6 protein-coding genes are annotated in these 18,780 nt (G+C 61.5%); 4 read left to right on the plus strand and 2 right to left on the minus strand.

Annotated elements, in window-relative coordinates:
- Positions 1 to 12: 12 nt before the first annotated feature.
- Entirely contained in the window at positions 13 to 1,797 is a 1,785-nt protein-coding gene (locus tag ACIPZE_RS16945; RefSeq protein WP_400774010.1) for an acyclic terpene utilization AtuA family protein, read from the minus strand.
- A gap of 184 nt (positions 1,798 to 1,981) precedes the next feature.
- On the opposite strand from ACIPZE_RS16945, the gene ACIPZE_RS16950 reads away from it, so the two are divergent.
- The 3 genes from ACIPZE_RS16950 (at position 1,982) to ACIPZE_RS16960 (ending at position 4,596) form a co-directional block, all read left to right on the plus strand.
- Positions 1,982 to 2,605 (plus strand): TetR/AcrR family transcriptional regulator, encoded by a 624-nt coding sequence (locus ACIPZE_RS16950; RefSeq protein ID WP_129394865.1) that lies wholly within the window; start codon positions 1,982 to 1,984, stop codon positions 2,603 to 2,605.
- 92 nt (positions 2,606 to 2,697) lie between these two features.
- Positions 2,698 to 3,495, plus strand: a complete 798-nt coding sequence (locus ACIPZE_RS16955) for a substrate-binding periplasmic protein (protein WP_400774012.1) — start codon at positions 2,698 to 2,700, stop codon at positions 3,493 to 3,495.
- A gap of 87 nt (positions 3,496 to 3,582) precedes the next feature.
- Positions 3,583 to 4,596: a GNAT family N-acetyltransferase gene (locus tag ACIPZE_RS16960; protein ID WP_400774015.1), complete on the plus strand. Its 1,014-nt coding sequence runs from the start codon at positions 3,583 to 3,585 to the stop codon at positions 4,594 to 4,596.
- Positions 4,597 to 4,706: 110 nt separating this feature from the next.
- Here ACIPZE_RS16960 and ACIPZE_RS16965 read toward each other — a convergent pair whose 3' ends face one another.
- Positions 4,707 to 5,261, minus strand: a complete 555-nt coding sequence (locus ACIPZE_RS16965; RefSeq protein WP_283438872.1) for an RNA polymerase factor sigma-70 — start codon at positions 5,259 to 5,261, stop codon at positions 4,707 to 4,709.
- 369 nt (positions 5,262 to 5,630) lie between these two features.
- Between ACIPZE_RS16965 and ACIPZE_RS16970 the strand changes: the two genes are divergently transcribed.
- Positions 5,631 to 18,629, plus strand: coding sequence for a non-ribosomal peptide synthetase (locus ACIPZE_RS16970; protein ID WP_400774017.1), 12,999 nt, complete (start codon positions 5,631 to 5,633; stop codon positions 18,627 to 18,629).
- Positions 18,630 to 18,780 lie beyond the last annotated feature (151 nt).

Consider the following 18,780-nt stretch of genomic DNA (forward strand, 5'->3'; position numbering starts at 1 on the left):
GCAAACCATCCTCTAGTCGAGCTGTTCGGCGATGCTCTGCGGCACCGGGATCTGGATTTCCAATAATTGCTGGGCGAAGGCTTTGCCTTGCGGGTCGATGCGCAGACTGGCCACGCCGCCACCGCCGAGAGCGTTTTCCAGGAGAAAATTGAGGCTGTGGGTGCCGGGCAGATACCAGCGTTCGACGCGGCCGTGGATCGGATCGAGCACATGGCTCATCCAGTCGACGATCACGGCCGGAGTCAACGCTTCGGCAATCCACGGCAGATATTCAGGCTGGCGCGGCATCACGCCGATGTTGCTGTGATTGCCCTTGTCACCAGAGCGCGCCACGGCCAGTTTTACCAGCGCCACGCTGGCATCGGCGCGGCCCTGTGGTTTTGGTGGTTGATGAGCAATCGGCAAGTCTTCGCTGTCGAGCGCCACCTGCGCGGGCAGGGCGCAAGGATGGCGCTCACCGGCCATCTCGATTTGCAGGGTGCAGGCGCTTTTCTCGATCAGGAACGAGAACAGCCGGATCAGCGGGTACACCGTTGGCCGTCCACCGACGATGCCGGTCAGCCCCGGCGCCATGCCGGTCGCGGCCTGGGCGATTTCCCGCGAGAACAGTACCAATGCCTGTTTGTGCGGATGCCGCACGGCGAGTTTGATCACTACTTCGCGACTGTCGCGGCGCTGACCGTGGGGGCCGTAGGTGGCTTCGCTGCCGAGCAGTTCGATACTGGTTTCGCTGTAGGGTGCCCAGCCGCGCTGGCTGAACATCTCTGCGGTTTTATCGATGATCGCCTGACTGACGCGCTGAGCCTTTTCCACCGCATCGATGCCGGCAATCAGGCAACTGGCGGTGCAGCGGAAACCATCCGGCGAGGTCGCGCTGACCTTGTATTTGTCACTCGGCGGCAAGCCTTTGGCGCCATGCACATGGACGATGTTCTTGCCTTGCTGCTGAAGCCTGACTTCAGTGAAATCGCAGACCACATCGGGTAACAGATACGCCTGAGGGTCACCAATTTCATAGAGCATCTGTTCGCCGACCGTCAGCGGTGTGACCAGTCCGCCGGAGCCCTCGGGTTTGCTGACGGTGAATTGGCTGTCGGCGCTGACTTCAACGATAGGAAAGCCGATGTGTTCGTAATCCGGCACGTCGCGCCAATCGGTGAAATTGCCGCCGGTGCATTGCGCGCCACATTCGATGATGTGCCCGGCCAGCGCGGCTTGCGCAAGTTTGTCGTAGTCGTGCCATGACCAGCCGAATTCGTGCACCAGTGCGGCGCTGACCACGGCGCTGTCGACCACTCGCCCGGTGATGACAATGTCGGCGCCCAGGCGCAGGGCTTCGACGATGCCCGGTGCGCCGAGGTAGGCGTTGGTCGACACGCACAGCGGCGGCAGCGGGGCGCCGCTGAACATCTCGCGGATGCCACTGAGCTGTTTGAATTGCGGTTGCAGATCATCACCCAGTAAAACGGCGATCTTCAGTGTTACTCCGGCCTTGTCGCAGGCTGCTTGCAATGCGGCGGCGCAGGCGAGCGGATTGACCCCGCCGGCGTTGCTGATGACGCGGATGTTCTGTTCTGCCAGTTGTGGCAACAGCGGCGTCAGGACTTCGATGAAGTCACCGGCGAAACCCGCCTGCGGATCTTTCATGCGTGCGCCGGCCATGATCGACAGGGTGATCTCGGCCAGGTAATCGAACACCAGATAATCCAGGCGCCCTCCGGCCACAAGCTGCGCGGCGGCGGTAGACGTGTCTCCCCAGAATGCACTGGCGCATCCGATGCGGACGGTGTTTGGCATTTTTATCTCCGACTCAGGAACCTGCGACAGAAGTGCCTTGAGGCTACCAAGCAAGCGCTTGGTTTGTAAATGGCTAAGATTATCTTCTGCCCAAGCGCTTGCTTGGTCGTCGCTGGCGGCTTAAATTGCGCGCAACCCTGCGGTTTCAGGGGGCAACAGACTGATCGACTGTAGGAGAGAACGGGTGGACGAGCAAAAAGCCCTGAGGGTCATGCGCGAATTGGTCGACGAAGGTCAGTTGACCGACCCGGACAGCGCCCGCGGCAAATTGCTGCAAGTGGCGGCTCACCTGTTCCGTAACAAAGGTTACGAACGCACCACGGTGCGTGATCTGGCCGGTGCAGTCGGCATTCAGTCGGGGAGCATTTTTCATCACTTCAAAAGCAAGGATGAAATTCTCCGTGCGGTGATGGAAGAAACCATCCGTTACAACACTGCATTGATGCGCGCGGCACTCGCCGAAGCCGGCAATGTGCGCGAGCGGGTGCTGGCGCTGATCCGCTGTGAATTGCAGTCGATCATGGGCGGCAGTGGCGAAGCGATGGCGGTGCTGGTTTACGAATGGCGCTCGTTGTCCGAAGACGGCCAGGCCAAGGTGCTGGCGTTGCGCGATGTTTATGAAGAGTTGTGGCTGCAAGTGCTCGGCGAAGCCAAGGCGCAAGGTTTTATTCGCGGCGACGTATTTATTACCCGACGTTTCCTCACGGGCGCACTGTCCTGGACCACCACCTGGTTCCGTGCTGGCGGTGGTTTGAGCCTCGAACAGCTGGCGGAAGAGGCGTTGATTCTGGTCCTCGAAGAACGTTGAGCGACTTTCTATTGAGCCGGGAAACTGGCTAACTGGGCGAAACCGCCTAGCTTGAATGCAATGATCGGTATTTTTTCGGGGAGTGGGGTGTTTTGAAGTCTTCGCCAATTCGGACGGCTGCGGGGTTGATGCTCGCAGCGCTGGCTGCAATATGGGTATTGCCCGCTCAGGCAGCGCAACTGGTTCGGGTCGGCGCGGCGCATTTTCCGCCTTACACCGTTCGCCCGGAAAACGGTGCCGACACCGGCCTGCTGCCGCAATTGGTCGAGGCCCTGAACGCGCAGCAAAGCGACTACCAGTTCGTCCTCGTGCCGACGTCGATTCCACGGCGCTTTGGTGATTTCAAGCAGGGCCGGATCGACATGGCGATCTTCGAGAATCCGGAATGGGGCTGGAAGGATATTCCTCACACCGATGTCGATATGGGCCTGGAAGACGCCGAGATTTTCGTCGCGCAACGTGAAGACGGGCGCCAGCAAAATTACTTCGCCAGCCTGACCGGCAAGCGTCTGGCGTTGTTCAGCGGCTATCACTATGAATTCGCCAGCTTCAACGCAGACCCCAAGTTCCTTGCACAGAACTTCAACGCGACGTTGACCTATTCTCACGACAGCAACTTGCTGATGGTCCTGCGCGGGCGCGCCGATATTGCGCTGGTGACGCGTTCCTATCTGTTCGATTATCTGCTGCGCAATGAAAAAGTCCGTGAGGAGCTGCTGGTCTCGCAGCGTATCGATCAGGTCTATCACCATTACGCGATCCTGCGGCCAACCGCGCCGATCACCGGCGAGGCATTTTCCAGACTGCTGCAGGGTTTGCGCGACAACGGTGAAATGCTGAAGATTTTCGATCCGTACAAGATTGCCGTGGTGCCAGTGCCTCACCACTGAGGCAGTGATTTCCCGGCAAAGGCTAAATTTCCCTGCGCGGATCACGTCCCATCGTTGAACTGTCGACGATTATCGTGAGCCCGACCCATGTCCAATCTGAATGAACTGACTGCCCTTGCGTTGCCTTCGGGCAGTCAACTGATCGCTGATGCCACCGAAAGCCGTCTGAGCCTGAGCCTGGACGGGCAGCCGCTGATTCGCCTGCGCCTTGATCGTGAGGCCAAAGGGCCGATTCAGATCGATGAGCGTTTTGCCTTGCCGCCCGGGCAAGCGCTGTGGGCCGCCTGTTATTGGCTGTTCGCCCGCGATCCTGACTGCCAGCAATTGACCTGGCAACTGGATCAGCCGCCGACCGAAGCGTTGCTCAGCGGTTTGCTGGTAAGCACTGAAGTGGCCGGCGAATATCGCTGCGAACGCACGCTGTTCTGGCAACTGCCGCAGCCGTGGCTCGGCACTTCGCTGACCGGCAGCTACCCGCAGCAAATGGTCATCAGCCAAGGCAAGCGCCATCCGCTGCGACCGGTGAAGCCGCGTGGTGAAGTCTATCGGCGTTTCGATGCGCGCCTGGGTGCGTGGATTTCCCTGCGAACCGTGGAGATCGAAGAAGATCTGCCGCGATTCAATCGCTGGCAGAACAGCCCTCGTGTCGCCAGTTTCTGGCAGGAGGAGGGCAGTATCGAAAAGCATCGTGAGTACCTGAGCAAACTCGACACCGATCCACACACGCTAACGTTGATCGGCTGCTTCGATGATCAGCCTTTTGCCTATTTCGAGGCTTATTGGGCCAAGGAAGATCGCATCGCGCCGTTCTACGATGCCGATAACTTCGACCGTGGCATTCACATGCTGGTCGGCGAGGAAGATCACCGCGGCCCGCACAAAGTGGCGAGCTGGTTATCGGCGCTGGTGCATTACCTGTTTCTCGATGATCCGCGCACCCAGCGGGTGGTCGCCGAGCCGCGTGCCGATAACGCGAAAATGATTGGCCATATGCAGAATCAGTGCTTCCACTGCGAGAAGGAATTCGACTTCCCGCACAAGCGCGCGGCGTTGATGATTCTGGGGCGTGAGCGGTTTTTTGATCGGTGCAATTTGGCTTGAAGTGACCTGAAAGCAAAAGATCGCAGCCTTCGGCAGCTCCTACATTTGGAATGCGTTCCGCTGTAGGAGCTGCCGCAGGCTGCGATCTTTTTCTATCTGACGACGCGGTCTTACCGGCGACCGGCAATCACCACATCGCGGCGACTGCTCGAGACCTTGCGGCAGTGCACCAGCGCATCGCGAATCATGAAGTTGACCAGGGTCGGCGATACGCCCAGTTCCTTGGCAATGTCTTTCTGCGGCACACCGTGCAGGCGATACATCTCGAATGCATAACGGGTGCGGCTTGGCAGCTCGGTCAGCGCGTCGGCGATGTGTTCCAGGGTGGAGAAATTGATGTGCGAGGTTTCCGGCGAAGCACCCTGAATGACCACGTTCAGCCCTTCCTCTTCAGGGCCGGCGTACTTCTGCTCGAGCGCCTGTTTGCGGTAGTGATCGATGGCGAGGTTGCGCACGATCTGAAACAGATAACTCAGCTGGGCCTTGATCGACGACGTGATCGGTGGTGCCGATTGCAGTCGGAAAAACGCATCCTGCACCACATCCTCGGCACGCGAGCGGCAGCCGGTAATGCGCGCTGCAATCTTGACCAGAATCAGTCGATTTTCGACGAATGCCTGAAGTAGCGGTGAATCGCACCTGCTTGTGGATACTTGTTCCGTCATGGAAATCACCTTGCTGCCAAATAGGTTAGTGGGACGCCTGGGGGACGGGGCCGTCCTACACATCGAGCGACAAATTATGTTGAATGATAATGATTGTCAATTGAGAAAAAGAATTAATGATCCACAACGGTGCGTTCTGCGAACTGCGACACGCGGCCGCACCCCGGCCCCATTGGCTATCCAGCCTGCCGACTAATTATTTCAAGACGTCATCCGTTCTCATTGGTGAATGGTTCCGGGTACAGAGCCCCGGCCAGACAGCATTCCCATGCCTTGCGCGGTCGGCACAGACCGCGCCCTGCATGCCCTTGAGGGGCGTGACGCAGCAACCCGATTCCATTAGCAAGCCGAATTCAGGCAGGAAACCTCATGACCGACGCGTTCGAACTCCCCAGCACCCTGGTCCAAGCCCTCCAGCGCCGCGCGGCCCTGACGCCGGATCAACTGGCCTTGCGTTTTCTCGCCGAAAACGCAGAGCAAGCTGTGGTACTCAGCTATCGCGAACTCGATCAGCGCGCGCGCACCATTGCTGCCGCGTTGCAGGCTGAAGCGCAATTCGGTGATCGCGCGGTGTTGCTGTTTCCCAGCGGTCCGGACTACGTCGCGGCGTTCTTTGGTTGCCTGTACGCCGGGGTGATCGCGGTGCCGGCCTATCCGCCGGAATCCGCGCGTCGCCATCATCAGGAACGTTTGCTGTCGATCATTGCCGATGCCGAGCCGCGTCTGTTGCTGACCAGTGCCGAGCTGCGCGACGCCTTGCAGCAGATCGAAGGCGCGCCGCCGCTGCTGTGCGTCGATACCCTCGACAGTGCACAGGCCGAAAACTGGGTTGAGCCGAACCTGCCGCAAGATCACATCGCCTTCCTGCAATACACCTCCGGCTCTACCGCTTTGCCCAAAGGCGTGCAGGTCAGCCACGGCAATCTGGTCGCCAACGAACTGTTGATCCGCCATGGTTTCGGCATTGACGTGAACCCGGACGACGTCATCGTCAGTTGGCTGCCGCTGTACCACGACATGGGCTTGATCGGTGGCTTGCTGCAACCGATCTTCAGCGGTGTGCCGTGCATCCTGATGTCGCCGGCGTACTTCCTCGGTCGGCCATTGCGCTGGCTCGAAGCAATCAGCCAATACGGCGGCACCATCAGCGGCGGGCCGGATTTTGCCTATCGCCTGTGCAGCGAACGGGTCAGCGAATCGGCGCTTGAACGCCTTGATCTGAGCCGTTGGCGCGTGGCTTATTCCGGCTCCGAGCCGATCCGTCTCGACACCCTCGAACGCTTCGCCGAAAAGTTCGCCGCGAGCGGTTTCAGTGACGACAGTTTCATGGCCTCGTACGGTCTGGCCGAGGCCACGCTGTTCGTCGCCGGCACGCCGCGCGGCACTGGCATTCCGGCACTGCGTGTGGACGATCAGGCCCTGGCACAAAACCGTGCCGAGCCGGGCGAGGGCAGCCCGATCATGAGCTGCGGGATCAGCCAACCTGAGCATGCGGTGCTGATCGTCGAGCCGAATACGCGGGTAGAACTCGCCGACAACGCCATCGGCGAAGTCTGGGCGGCCGGCCCGAGCATCGCCCTCGGCTACTGGCGCAACCCCGAGGCCAGCGCCAAGACCTTCGTCGAGCACGCCGGCCGCACCTGGCTACGCACCGGCGACCTCGGTTTTATCCGCGACGGCGAGTTGTTCGTCACCGGCCGCTTGAAAGACATGCTCATCGTGCGCGGCCATAACCTGTATCCGCAGGACATCGAGAAGACTGTCGAGAACGAAGTGGAGGTCGTGCGCAAGGGCCGCGTCGCTGCATTCGCGGTCAATCAGAATGGCGCGGAAGGCATCGGCATCGCTGCGGAAATCAGCCGCAGCGTGCAGAAAATCCTGCCGCCGCAAGCGCTGATCAAAGCCATTCGCCAAGCCGTGGCCGAGGCGTATCAGGAAGCGCCGAGCGTGGTGGTGTTGCTCAATCCGGGCGCGTTGCCGAAAACCTCCAGCGGCAAGTTGCAACGTTCGGCCTGCCGCAATCGGTTGGCCGATGGCAGCCTCGACAGCTACGCGGTGTTCCCGTCAACCGCCTCTGAAACCCAAGAAGCGACCACCAGCGTCTCTGAACTCGAAGCCCTGATCGGCAAGATCTGGGCCGAGCAACTCAACGTCAAACAGGTCAACGCCGACGATCACTTCTTCCTGCTTGGCGGCAACTCGATCGCCGCCACGCAAGTGATCGCCCGCGTGCGTGAAGAACTCGCTCTTGAGCTGAACCTGCGCCTGCTGTTCGAAGCGCCGACGCTGTCCGCGTTCGCCGCAGCCGTGGCGCAACAGCAGCAAGACGGCGGCAGTGCCCAAGGTGCAATCGCCGCACTGTCGCGCAGCGAGCCGATGCCGCAATCGCTGGCGCAAAACCGTTTGTGGATCACTTGGCAACTCGACCCGCAAAGCAGCGCCTACAACATTCCCGGTGCCCTGCGCCTGCGCGGCGAACTCGACGAAGACGCCTTGCGCGCGAGCTTCCAGCAACTGATCGAGCGCCACGAATCCCTGCGCACACGCTTCTTCGAACGCGACGGCGTGGCCCTGCAACAAGTCGATGCCGCCGCCGAATTCAACCTGCAACTGATCGACATCAGCGATCTGCCGGCGCATGAGCGCGAAGCCCGCGCGCAGCAGATCCGCGAAGACGAAGCGCGCAGCCAGTTCGACCTGGAAAAAGGCCCGCTGCTGTGGGTGACGCTGGTGCGTCTCGACGACGAAGATCACCAGTTGCTGGTGACGCTGCACCACATCATCGCCGATGGATGGTCGCTGAATATCTTGATCGACGAATTCTCGCGCCTGTACGCCGCCGCTTCGCAGGGCGCGACGGCCAGCCTCGCGCCACTGCCAACCCAGTACGCCGACTACGGCAGCTGGCAGCGCCAATGGCTGGCGCAAGGTGAGGGCGAGCGGCAACTGGCCTACTGGAAAAACCAGTTGGGTGACGAGCATCCAGCGCTGGAACTGGCCACCGATTACCCACGATCCGCCAAGCAAACTCACAGTGCAGCACGCCACACCGTACGTCTGGGCGTGAGTCTCAGCGATGCGATCCGCAACACCGCGCAGGCGCATCAGTCGACGCCGTTCATGCTGCTGCTCTCGGCATTCCAGAGCTTGCTGCATCGCTACAGCGGTCAGCGCGACATCCGCATCGGCGTGCCGAATGCCAACCGTCCGCGCCTGGAAACCCAAGGCTTGATTGGCTTCTTCATCAACACCCAGGTGCTGCGCGCAAAGATCGATTCGCGCCTGTCGTTCGTCGAGCTGCTGGGCCAGACTCGCGAGGCCACACTGGGTGCGCAGGCGAATCAGGATCTACCGTTCGAGCAACTCCTCGAAGCCTTCCCGCAGGCCCGTGAACAAGGTCTGTTTCAAGTCATGTTCAACCATCAGCAACGCGACCTCAGTGCGCTGAAACGCCTGCCGGGTCTGCTTGCCGAAGAGCTGCCGTGGCACAGCCGCGAAGCCAAGTTCGACCTGCAACTGCACAGCGAAGAAGACCGTAACGGTCGCCTGACGCTGTCGTTCGACTACGCCAGCGAACTGTTCGACGCGGCAACTATCGAGCGGCTGTGCGAGCATTTCAGCAACCTGTTGCGCGATGTCTGCGAGCGCCCGCAGCAAGCCATCGGCGACCTGCAACTGCTCACCATCAACGAGCACGATCAGCAAAAAAACTGGAGCGTCGCGCCGTGCACCCCGGCGCAACAATGGCTGCCGGAACTGCTCAACGAACAGGCCCGCCAAACCCCGGAACGCACCGCGCTGGTGTGGGAGGGCGGCAGCCTCGACTTCGCCGAACTGCACAACCAGGCCAACCGCCTCGCGCACTATTTGCGCGACAAAGGTGTCGGTCCGGATGTCTGCGTGGCTATCGCCGCCGAGCGTTCGCCGCAGCTGTTGATCGGTCTGCTGGCGATCATCAAGGCTGGCGGCGCCTACGTGCCGCTGGACCCGGATTACCCGGCCGAGCGTCTCGCCTACATGCTCAGCGACAGCGGCGTCGAACTGCTGCTGACCCAGACCGAATTGCTTGACCGTTTGCCGGCCAGCGACGGCGTCAGCGTCATCGCCATGGACGCGCTGCACCTGGAAAACTGGCCGAGCCAGGCGCCGGGCTTGCACCTGCACGGCGACAACCTCGCCTACGTGATCTACACCTCGGGTTCCACCGGCCAACCGAAAGGTGTCGGCAACACCCACGCGGCACTGGCCGAACGTCTGCAATGGATGCAGAACACTTACGCGCTGAATGAAACGGATGTGCTGATGCAAAAGGCGCCGATCAGTTTCGACGTATCGGTGTGGGAATGCTTCTGGCCGTTGATCACTGGCGCACGTCTGCTGATTGCAGGTCCCGGTGAACACCGCGATCCGCATCGAATCGCCCAGCTTGTTCAAGAGCATGGTGTGACTACGCTGCACTTTGTCCCGCCGCTGCTCGCGCTGTTCATCGACGAACCGCTGAGCGCCGAATGCACCAGCCTGCGCCGGGTGTTCTCCGGTGGTGAAGCGCTGCCCGCCGAACTGCGCAACCGCGTGCTGGCGCAATTGCCGGCAGTGCAATTGCACAACCGTTACGGCCCGACCGAAACCGCGATCAACGTCACCCACTGGCATTGCACCGCTGCCGATGGCGAGCGCTCGCCGATCGGCCGGCCGCTGGGCAACGTGATTTGCCGCGTGCTCGATGCCGATCTCAATCCGGTGCCGGCCGGTGTGCCGGGAGAGTTGTGCATCAGCGGCATCGGTCTGGCTCGCGGTTACCTCGGTCGTCCGTCGCTGACCGCTGAACGCTTTGTTGTCGATCCGTTGGGCGAGCAGGGCGCGCGTTTGTACCGCACTGGCGACCGTGCGCGCTGGATAGCCGATGGCGTGATCGAGTACCTCGGTCGTCTCGATCAGCAGGTCAAACTGCGTGGTTTCCGCGTCGAGCCGGAAGAAATCGAAGCGCGTTTGCTCGCACAGAACGGCGTCGCTCAAGCCGTGGTGCTGGTGCGCGAAACCGCTGCCGGCGCGCAACTGATCGGCTACTTCACTGCAACCGATGCCAGCGTTGATGCAGACGAGCAAATCACCCGGCTGAAAACTGCACTGGCCGCCGAGCTACCGGAATACATGGTCCCGGCGCAACTGATGCGCCTCGACGCAATGCCCCTCAGCCCCAGCGGCAAACTCGACCGCCGCGCCTTGCCCGAGCCGCAATGGCAGGTTCGTGAACACGTCGAACCGGTCACTGAACTGCAACAGCAGATCGCGGCGATCTGGCGCGAAGTGCTGGGTCTGGCACAAGTCGGTCTGCGCGATGACTTCTTCGCCCTCGGCGGCCACTCGCTGCTGGCCACGCAAATCATCTCGCGTAGCCGTCAGGCCTGCGACGTCGAGCTGCCGCTGCGCGCGTTGTTCGAGCACAGCGAACTCGGTGATTTCGCCGAACAGATCCGCCTGATCCAGGTCAGCGGCCGCACCAACAAGCAGCCACCGATCGACAAGGTTGATCGCAGCAAACCGGTGCCGCTGTCGTACTCGCAACAGCGCATGTGGTTCCTCTGGCAGATGGAACCGGACAGCCCGGCGTATAACGTCGGCGGCATGGCGCGCCTGCGTGGCGTGTTGCATGTCGAGCGTTTCGAGTCGGCGTTGCAAGCGCTGATCCTGCGTCACGAAACCCTGCGCACCACGTTCCCGAGCGTTGATGGCGTCGCTCGTCAGCAGGTGCATGCCGAGACCGGCGTGCGCATGGGCTGGAAGGATTTCTCCAAATTCGCCGCCGACGTGCGTGAACAAAAGGTTCAGCAACTGGCCGATGAAGAAGCGCATCTGCCGTTCGATCTGGAAACCGGTCCGCTGCTGCGCGCTTGCCTGGTCAAGACTGCCGAGCACGAACATTACTTCGTCCTGACCCTGCACCACATCGTCACCGAAGGCTGGGCGATGGACATCTTCGCCCGTGAACTCAGTGCGCTGTACGAAGCGTTTGTCGATGATCGCGATTCGCCGCTGGAACCACTGCCGGTGCAATACCTCGACTACAGCGTCTGGCAACGTAACTGGCTGGAGTCCGGCGAGCGTCAGCGCCAACTCGATTACTGGACCGCGCAACTCGGCCGTGAACATCCGCTGCTGGAATTACCGGGTGATCGTCCGCGGCCAGCGGTGCAAAGCCATCAGGGCGAACTGTTCCGCTTCGACCTGAGTGACGACCTCGCCGCGCGGGTTCGTGCATTCAACGCGCAAAACGGTCTGACCCTGTTCATGACCATGACTGCCGCACTGGCCACGCTGCTCTACCGCTACAGCGGCCAGACCGATCTGCGCATCGGCGCGCCGGTGGCCAACCGCATTCGTCCGGAAAGCGAAGGGCTGATTGGTGCGTTCCTCAACACTCAAGTGCTGCGCTGCCAGCTCGATGGGATGATGGCGGTCAGCGAGTTGTTCGAGCAGGTGCGCCACACCGTGATCGAAGGCCAGTCGCATCAGGACCTGCCCTTCGATCATCTGGTTGAAGCCTTGCAGCCGCCGCGCAGTGCTGCGTACAACCCGCTGTTCCAGGTGATGTGCAACGTGCAGCGCTGGGAATTCCAGCAGAGCCGCATGCTCGCCGGGATGACTGTCGAGTACCTGGCCAACGATGCGCGGGCGACCAAATTCGACCTCAACCTGGAAGTCACCGATCTCGACCATCGCCTTGGTTGCTGCCTGACTTACAGCACCGATCTGTTCGACGAGCCGACCATCGCGCGCATGGCCAAACATTGGCGCAACCTGCTCGAAGCGCTGATCGCCGATCCGCAACAACGTCTCAGCGAATTGCCGCTGCTCGATCAACCTGAACAACAACAGCTGCTCGAAAGCCTCGGCATCGAGCCGGGCGAGCATCGTCTCGATCAGTGCATTCATCACCTGTTCGCCGAACAGGCGCTGGCGCGCAAAGAAGCACCGGCCCTGACTTTCGCCGGGCAGACCCTGAGCTACGCCGAACTCGATGCCCGCGCCAATCGCCTGGCCTGGGTTTTGCGTGAGCGTGGCGTCGGGCCGCAAGTGCGGGTCGGTCTGGCGCTGGAGCGTTCGCTGGAAATGGTCATCGGCCTGCTGGCGATTCTCAAGGCTGGCGGTGCGTATGTGCCGCTGGACCCGGAATACCCGCTCGACCGTCTGCATTACATGATCGAAGACAGCCGCATCGGCCTGCTGCTCAGTGATCGCGCGATGTTCAATGCCCTTGGCGATCTGCCGTCGAGTGTGGCGCGCTGGTGCCTGGAAGACGACAGCGCGGCACTCGCTGATTATCCGGCCAGCGAGCTGCCGTTTATCAGCCTGCCGCAGCATCAGGCGTACCTGATTTACACCTCCGGCTCGACCGGCAAGCCGAAAGGCGTGGTGGTCTCCCACGGCGAAATCGCCATGCACTGCCAAGCCGTGATCGAGCGTTTCGGCATGCGCCCCGACGACTGCGAACTGCATTTCTATTCGATCAACTTTGACGCCGCCACCGAGCGTCTGCTGGTGCCGCTGCTCAGCGGCGCGCAGGTTGTGCTGCGTGCGCAAGGTCAGTGGGACGCGGAAGAAATCTGCGGCTTGATCCGCACGCATAAAATCAACGTCCTCGGTTTCACTCCGAGCTACGGCAGCCAGTTAGCGCAGTTCCTCTCGACGCAAAACCAAATCCTGCCGGTGCGTATGATCATCACCGGCGGCGAAGCGCTGACCGGCGAACACCTGCAACGCATTCGTGCAGCGTTCAAACCATCGATGTTCTTCAACGCCTACGGCCCGACGGAAACCGTGGTCATGCCACTGGCCAGTCTCGCGCCGGAAGTGCTCGAAGAAGGCGCCAGCAGTGTGCCGATCGGCAGCGTGATCGGCGCGCGTGTCGCCTATATTCTCGACGCCGATCTGGCGCTGGTGCCGCAAGGCGCGACCGGTGAATTGTTCGTCGGAGGCGCCGGTCTGGCGCAGGCTTATCACGATCGTCCGGGCATCACCGCCGAGCGTTTTATCGCGGACCCGTTCGCCACTGATGGCGGGCGCATGTACCGCACCGGCGACCTCGTGCGCCAGCGCTCCGATGGCTTGGTGGAATACTTGGGCCGGATCGACCATCAGGTGAAAATCCGTGGTTTCCGTATCGAACTGGGCGAAATCGAAACGCGCCTGCTCGATCACGAATCGATCCGCGAAGCCGTGGTGCTGGCATTGGATACGCCGAGCGGCAAACAATTGGTCGGTTACCTCGTCACCGAGGCCGCCGAACAAAGCGAAGCCAAACAGGCCGAGCTACGCGACGCCCTCAAGTCGCAGCTCAAGGCGCAACTTCCGGATTACATGGTGCCGACCCACCTGATTCTGCTGGCGAGCATGCCGCTGACGGCCAACGGCAAGCTCGACCGCCGCGCCTTGCCGGCGCCGGATCCTGAGCTCAATCGGCAGGATTACGTCGCGCCAAGTAACGAGCTGGAGCAGACCCTGGCGCAGATCTGGTGCGAAGTGCTCAACGTCGAACAAGTCGGTCTCAACGACAACTTCTTTGAACTGGGTGGCGACTCGATTCTGTCGATTCAAGTGGTCAGCCGTGCACGCCAGCAGGGGATTCATTTCAGCCCGCGTGATCTGTTCCAGCATCAGACCGTGCAGACCCTCGCCGCCGTGGCCAGCCGCACTGAACAAGTGACGGCCGAGCAAGGTCTGGTGGTTGGTGAATCGCGTCTGACGCCGATTCAGCATTGGTTCTTCGACACCGATATCCCTGAGCGTCAGCACTGGAATCAGGCGCTGTTGCTGGAACCAACCGTGGCGCTGGAACCGCATCGTCTGGAGCAAGCGTTGCTGGCGGTGATCGAGCAACATGACGCCCTGCGTCTGCGCTTCACCGAGTCCGACAGCCGGTGGCAAGCCAGCCATCCACCGGTGTCCGATGCGGCGGTGATGTGGCAAGTGCGCGTGCCATCGATGGACAAGTGCGCAGCACTGTGCGCCGATGCCCAGCGCAGCCTCGATCTTGCGCAAGGCCCGCTGCTGCGTGCCGTGCTGGTCGATGGCCCGCAAGGTCAGCAACGCCTGTTTATCGCGATTCATCACTTGGTGGTCGATGGCGTGTCGTGGCGCGTGTTGCTCGACGATTTGCAAACCGTGTACCGCCAACTCGACGCCGAACAAGCGGTGAAACTGCCGGCAAAAACCAGTGCCTTCAAGGACTGGGCCGCACGCTTGCAGGCCTACGCCGGCAGCGAATCCCTTCGCGAAGAACTGAGCTGGTGGCAGACCCAACTGGCCGGCCCGAACGCCGACCTGCCTTGCGAAAACCCACTGGGCGGCCAGCAGAATTGCCATGCACAAACCGTCAGCGTGCGTCTCGATGTCGAACACACCAGACAGTTGCTGCAACAGGCGCCGGCCGCTTACCGCACGCAGGTCAACGATCTGCTGCTGACCGCATTGGCCCGCGTGCTGTGCCGCTGGAGCGGTCAGCCGTCGGCGCTCATTCAACTGGAAGGCCACGGCCGCGAAACCCTGTTTGACGAGATCGACCTGACGCGCACCGTCGGCTGGTTCACCAGCGCTTACCCGCTGCGCCTGACCCCGCACAACATCGAAGAGGCCGCCGGGCAGGGCGCTTCGATCAAGGCGATCAAGGAGCAACTGCGCGCGGTACCGCACAAAGGCCTCGGTTATGGCGTGCTGCGTTATCTCGCCGACGACCTCAGCCAGCGCAGCATGGCCGCGTTGCCGCAGGCGCCGATCACCTTCAACTACCTCGGCCAGTTCGATCAGAGTTTTGGCAGCGATGCGCTGTTCCGTCCGCTGGATGAACCGGTCGGTGCCGCCCACGATCCGCAGGCACCGTTGCCGAATGAATTGAGCGTCGACAGCCAGGTTTATGGCGGTGAATTGCTCTTGCGCTGGACCTTCAGCGCCGAGCGTTACGACGCACAGACCATCAACGATCTGGCCGACGCCTACCTCGGTGAGCTGCAAAGCCTGATCGACCATTGCCTGCAAGACGAGGCCGGTGGGCTGACGCCTTCGGACTTCCCATTGGCCAAGCTGACTCAGGCGCAACTCGATGCCTTGCCGGTGCCGGCCGCGCACATCGAAGACGTCTATCCGCTGACGCCGATGCAGGAAGGCATGCTCCTGCACACCTTGCTCGAACCGGGCACCGGTCTGTACTACATGCAGGATCGCTACCGCATCAACAGTGAACTCGACGCCGAGCGTTTCGCCCATGCCTGGCAAGCGGTGATCGCCCGTCATGAAGCGTTGCGCGCGTCGTTCTGCTGGAACGTCGGCGAAGACATGCTGCAAGTGATTCACACCCCGGGTCGCACGCCAATCGAGTATCTGGACTGGAGCGCCATCGCCGAAACCGAGCAGGAACCGAAGCTGCAAGCGCTGCTGAAAAACGAGCGCGAGGCTGGTTTCGATCTGCTCAATCAGGCACCGTTCCACCTGCGCCTGATCAAGGTCGGCGCGGCGCGCTACTGGTTCATGATGAGCAACCACCACATCCTCATCGATGCCTGGTGCCGCTCGTTGCTGATGAATGACTTCTTCGAGATCTACACCGCCCTCGGTGAGGGACGTGAAGCGCAACTCGCCGTGCCGCCGCGTTATCGCGACTATATTGGCTGGCTGCAACGCCAGAGCCTCGACGAAGCGCGGCAGTGGTGGCAGAGCAATCTGCAAGGCTTTGAGCGCACCACGCCGATTCCGAGTGATCGTCCGTTCCTGCGCGAACATGCCGGTGAGAGCGGCGGGATGGTCGTCGGTGACCGCTACACCCGCCTCGATGTCGAGGACGGTGCGCGTCTGCGTGAACTGGCGCAAGCGCATCAACAGACGATCAACACTTTTGCTCAAGCAGCGTGGGCCTTGGTGCTGCGCCGTATGAGCGGTGATCGTGATGTGCTGTTCGGCGTGACCGTGGCCGGGCGGCCGGTGGAAATGCCGGAGATGCAGCGCACGGTTGGTCTGTTCATCAACAGCATCGCGCTGCGGGTGCAGATGCCGGCTGACGATCAGCGCAGTAGCGTGCGTCAGTGGCTCAGTGGTTTGCTCGACAGCAACATGCAACTGCGCGAATACGAATACCTGCCGCTGGTGAACATCCAGGAACAAAGCGAATTGCCGAAAGGCCAGCCGCTGTTCGACAGCCTGTTCGTCTTCGAAAACGCCCCGGTTGAAGTCTCGGTGCTGGATCGGGCGCAGAGCCTGAATGCGACCTCGGACTCGGGCCGCACGCACACCAACTTCCCGTTGACGGCGGTGTGCTACCCGGGCGATGACCTTGGTCTGCACTTGTCTTATGACCAGCGCTATTTCGACGAATCGACCATCGAGCGCATGCTCGGCGAGTTCAAGCGTCTGCTGCTGGCGCTGGTCGATGGCTTCCATGGCGACATGGCCGATCTGCCGCTGCTGGGTGCCGAGGAACAGGACTTCCTGCTGCACGGTTGCAACCAGAGTGGCCACGATTATCCGCTGGAGCAGAGCTATGTGGCGCTGTTCGAAGCGCAGGTGGCGGCGCATCCGCAGCGCATCGCCGCGACGTGCCTGGATCAGCAACAGAGCTACGCTGAACTGAACCACAACGCCAACCGTCTCGGCCATGCACTGGTCGCGGCCGGGGTGCAGATGGATCAACCGGTGGCGTTGCTCGGCGAACGCAATCTCGATCTGCTCGGCATGATCATCGGCAGCTTCAAGGCTGGCGCGGGTTATCTGCCACTGGATCCGGGCCTGCCGAGCCAGCGTCTGCAACGCATCATCGAGCTGAGCCGCACGCCGGTTCTCGTCTGCTCTAAAGCATGCTTTGAACAGGCGCAGACGTTGCTGGATGAGTTCAGCTGCGCCAATCGTCCAAAGTTGCTGGTCTGGGAAGAGATTCAGGCGGCGGCAACATCGGCGCAGGACCTGGGCATTTACAGCGGCCCGGACAACCTCGCCTACGTGATCTACACCTCGGGCTCCACTGGCCTGCCGAAAGGCGTGATGGTCGAGCAGCGCGGCATGCTTAATAACCAGTTGAGCAAGGTGCCGTACTTGAATTTGAGCAACGCCGATGTGATCGCGCAGACCGCTTCGCAAAGCTTCGATATTTCGGTCTGGCAGTTCCTCGCCGCGCCGCTGTTCGGCGCGCGGGTGGACATCGTGCCGAATACCATCGCCCACGATCCGCAAGGGTTGCTGGTGCACGTGCAAGCGCAGGGCATCACCGTGCTGGAGAGCGTGCCGTCGCTGATTCAGGGCATGCTCGCCTCGGAGCGCCTGAGTCTCGATGGCTTGCGCTGGATGTTGCCGACCGGTGAAGCCATGCCGCCGGAGCTGGCGCATCAATGGTTGCTGCGTTATCCGGACATCGGTCTGGTCAACGCTTATGGCCCGGCGGAATGCTCGGATGACGTGGCGTTCTTCCGTGTCGACATGGCGTCGACGCGCGGCAGCTATTTGCCGATCGGTACACCGACCGACAACAACTTGCTCTATCTGGTCGATGGCGCGCTGGAACTGGTGCCGCTGGGTGCGGTGGGTGAGTTGTGCGTGGCGGGCACGGGCGTCGGTCGCGGTTATGTCAGCGATCCGTTGCGCACTGCGCCGGTGTTTGTGCCGAACCCGTTCGGTGCGCCGGGCGAACGTCTGTACCGCACCGGTGACCTCGCTCGGCGTCGCAGCGACGGTGTGCTCGAGTACGTTGGCCGCGTTGACCATCAGGTGAAGATTCGCGGTTACCGCATCGAACTGGGCGAGATTGAAGCGCGCCTGCATGAACAGCCGGAAGTGCGCGATGGCGCGGTCGGTGTGCAGGAAGGCGTCAACGGCAAGCACTTGGTCGGCTATCTGGTTGCGGCCGATTCGGCACTCAACCCAAGCGAACGTCTGGAGCGGATCAAACAGCGCCTGCGCGCCGAGTTGCCGGAATACATGGTGCCGCTGCACTGGTTGTGGCTCGATCAGTTGCCGCTGAATGCCAACGGCAAACTCGACCGCAAAGCCCTGCCGGCGCTGGAGATCGGTCAGTTGCAGAGCCAGGATTATCTGGCCCCGCGCAATGAGCTGGAGCAGACGTTGGCCGACATTTGGGCAGAGGTGTTGAAGGTCGAGCAGGTCGGTGTGCGTGACAACTTCTTTGAACTGGGCGGGCATTCGTTGCTGGCCACGCAGATCGCCTCGCGGGTGCAGAAGTCGCTGCAACGCGACGTGCCGTTGCGGGCGATGTTCGAGTGCAGCACGGTGGAGGAATTGGCCGAGTACATTGATGGGCTGGCGGCGAGTGATATCACCGAGGAGAAGGTTGACCGGTTGAATGATCTGATGGCGGAGCTGGAGGGGCTGTAATCTCCAGCGTCTGTACTGGCCTCATCGCGAGCAGGCTCACTCCTACATTGGAATGCGTTCCCCTGTAGGAGCGAGCCTGCTCGCGATCGGGGCCGGCACATTTTCAGACATTTCCCCGATTGACGATAAAGAACCGGCAGCTCAGTCTGCC

Source organism: Pseudomonas sp. NPDC089741 (assembly GCF_044748825.1).
In the GTDB taxonomy this organism is placed as follows: Bacteria; Pseudomonadota; Gammaproteobacteria; order Pseudomonadales; family Pseudomonadaceae; genus Aquipseudomonas; species Aquipseudomonas helmanticensis.

Excerpts from the sequence above, each read along its gene's own strand:
- ACIPZE_RS16945 (WP_400774010.1), bottom strand. The coding sequence starts at position 1,797 with ATGCCAAACACCGTCCGCATCGGATGCGCCAGTGCATTCTGGGGAGAC.
- ACIPZE_RS16960 (WP_400774015.1), top strand. The coding sequence starts at position 3,583 with ATGTCCAATCTGAATGAACTGACTGCCCTTGCGTTGCCTTCGGGCAGT.
- ACIPZE_RS16965 (WP_283438872.1), bottom strand. The coding sequence starts at position 5,261 with ATGACGGAACAAGTATCCACAAGCAGGTGCGATTCACCGCTACTTCAG.
- ACIPZE_RS16970 (WP_400774017.1), top strand. The coding sequence starts at position 5,631 with ATGACCGACGCGTTCGAACTCCCCAGCACCCTGGTCCAAGCCCTCCAG.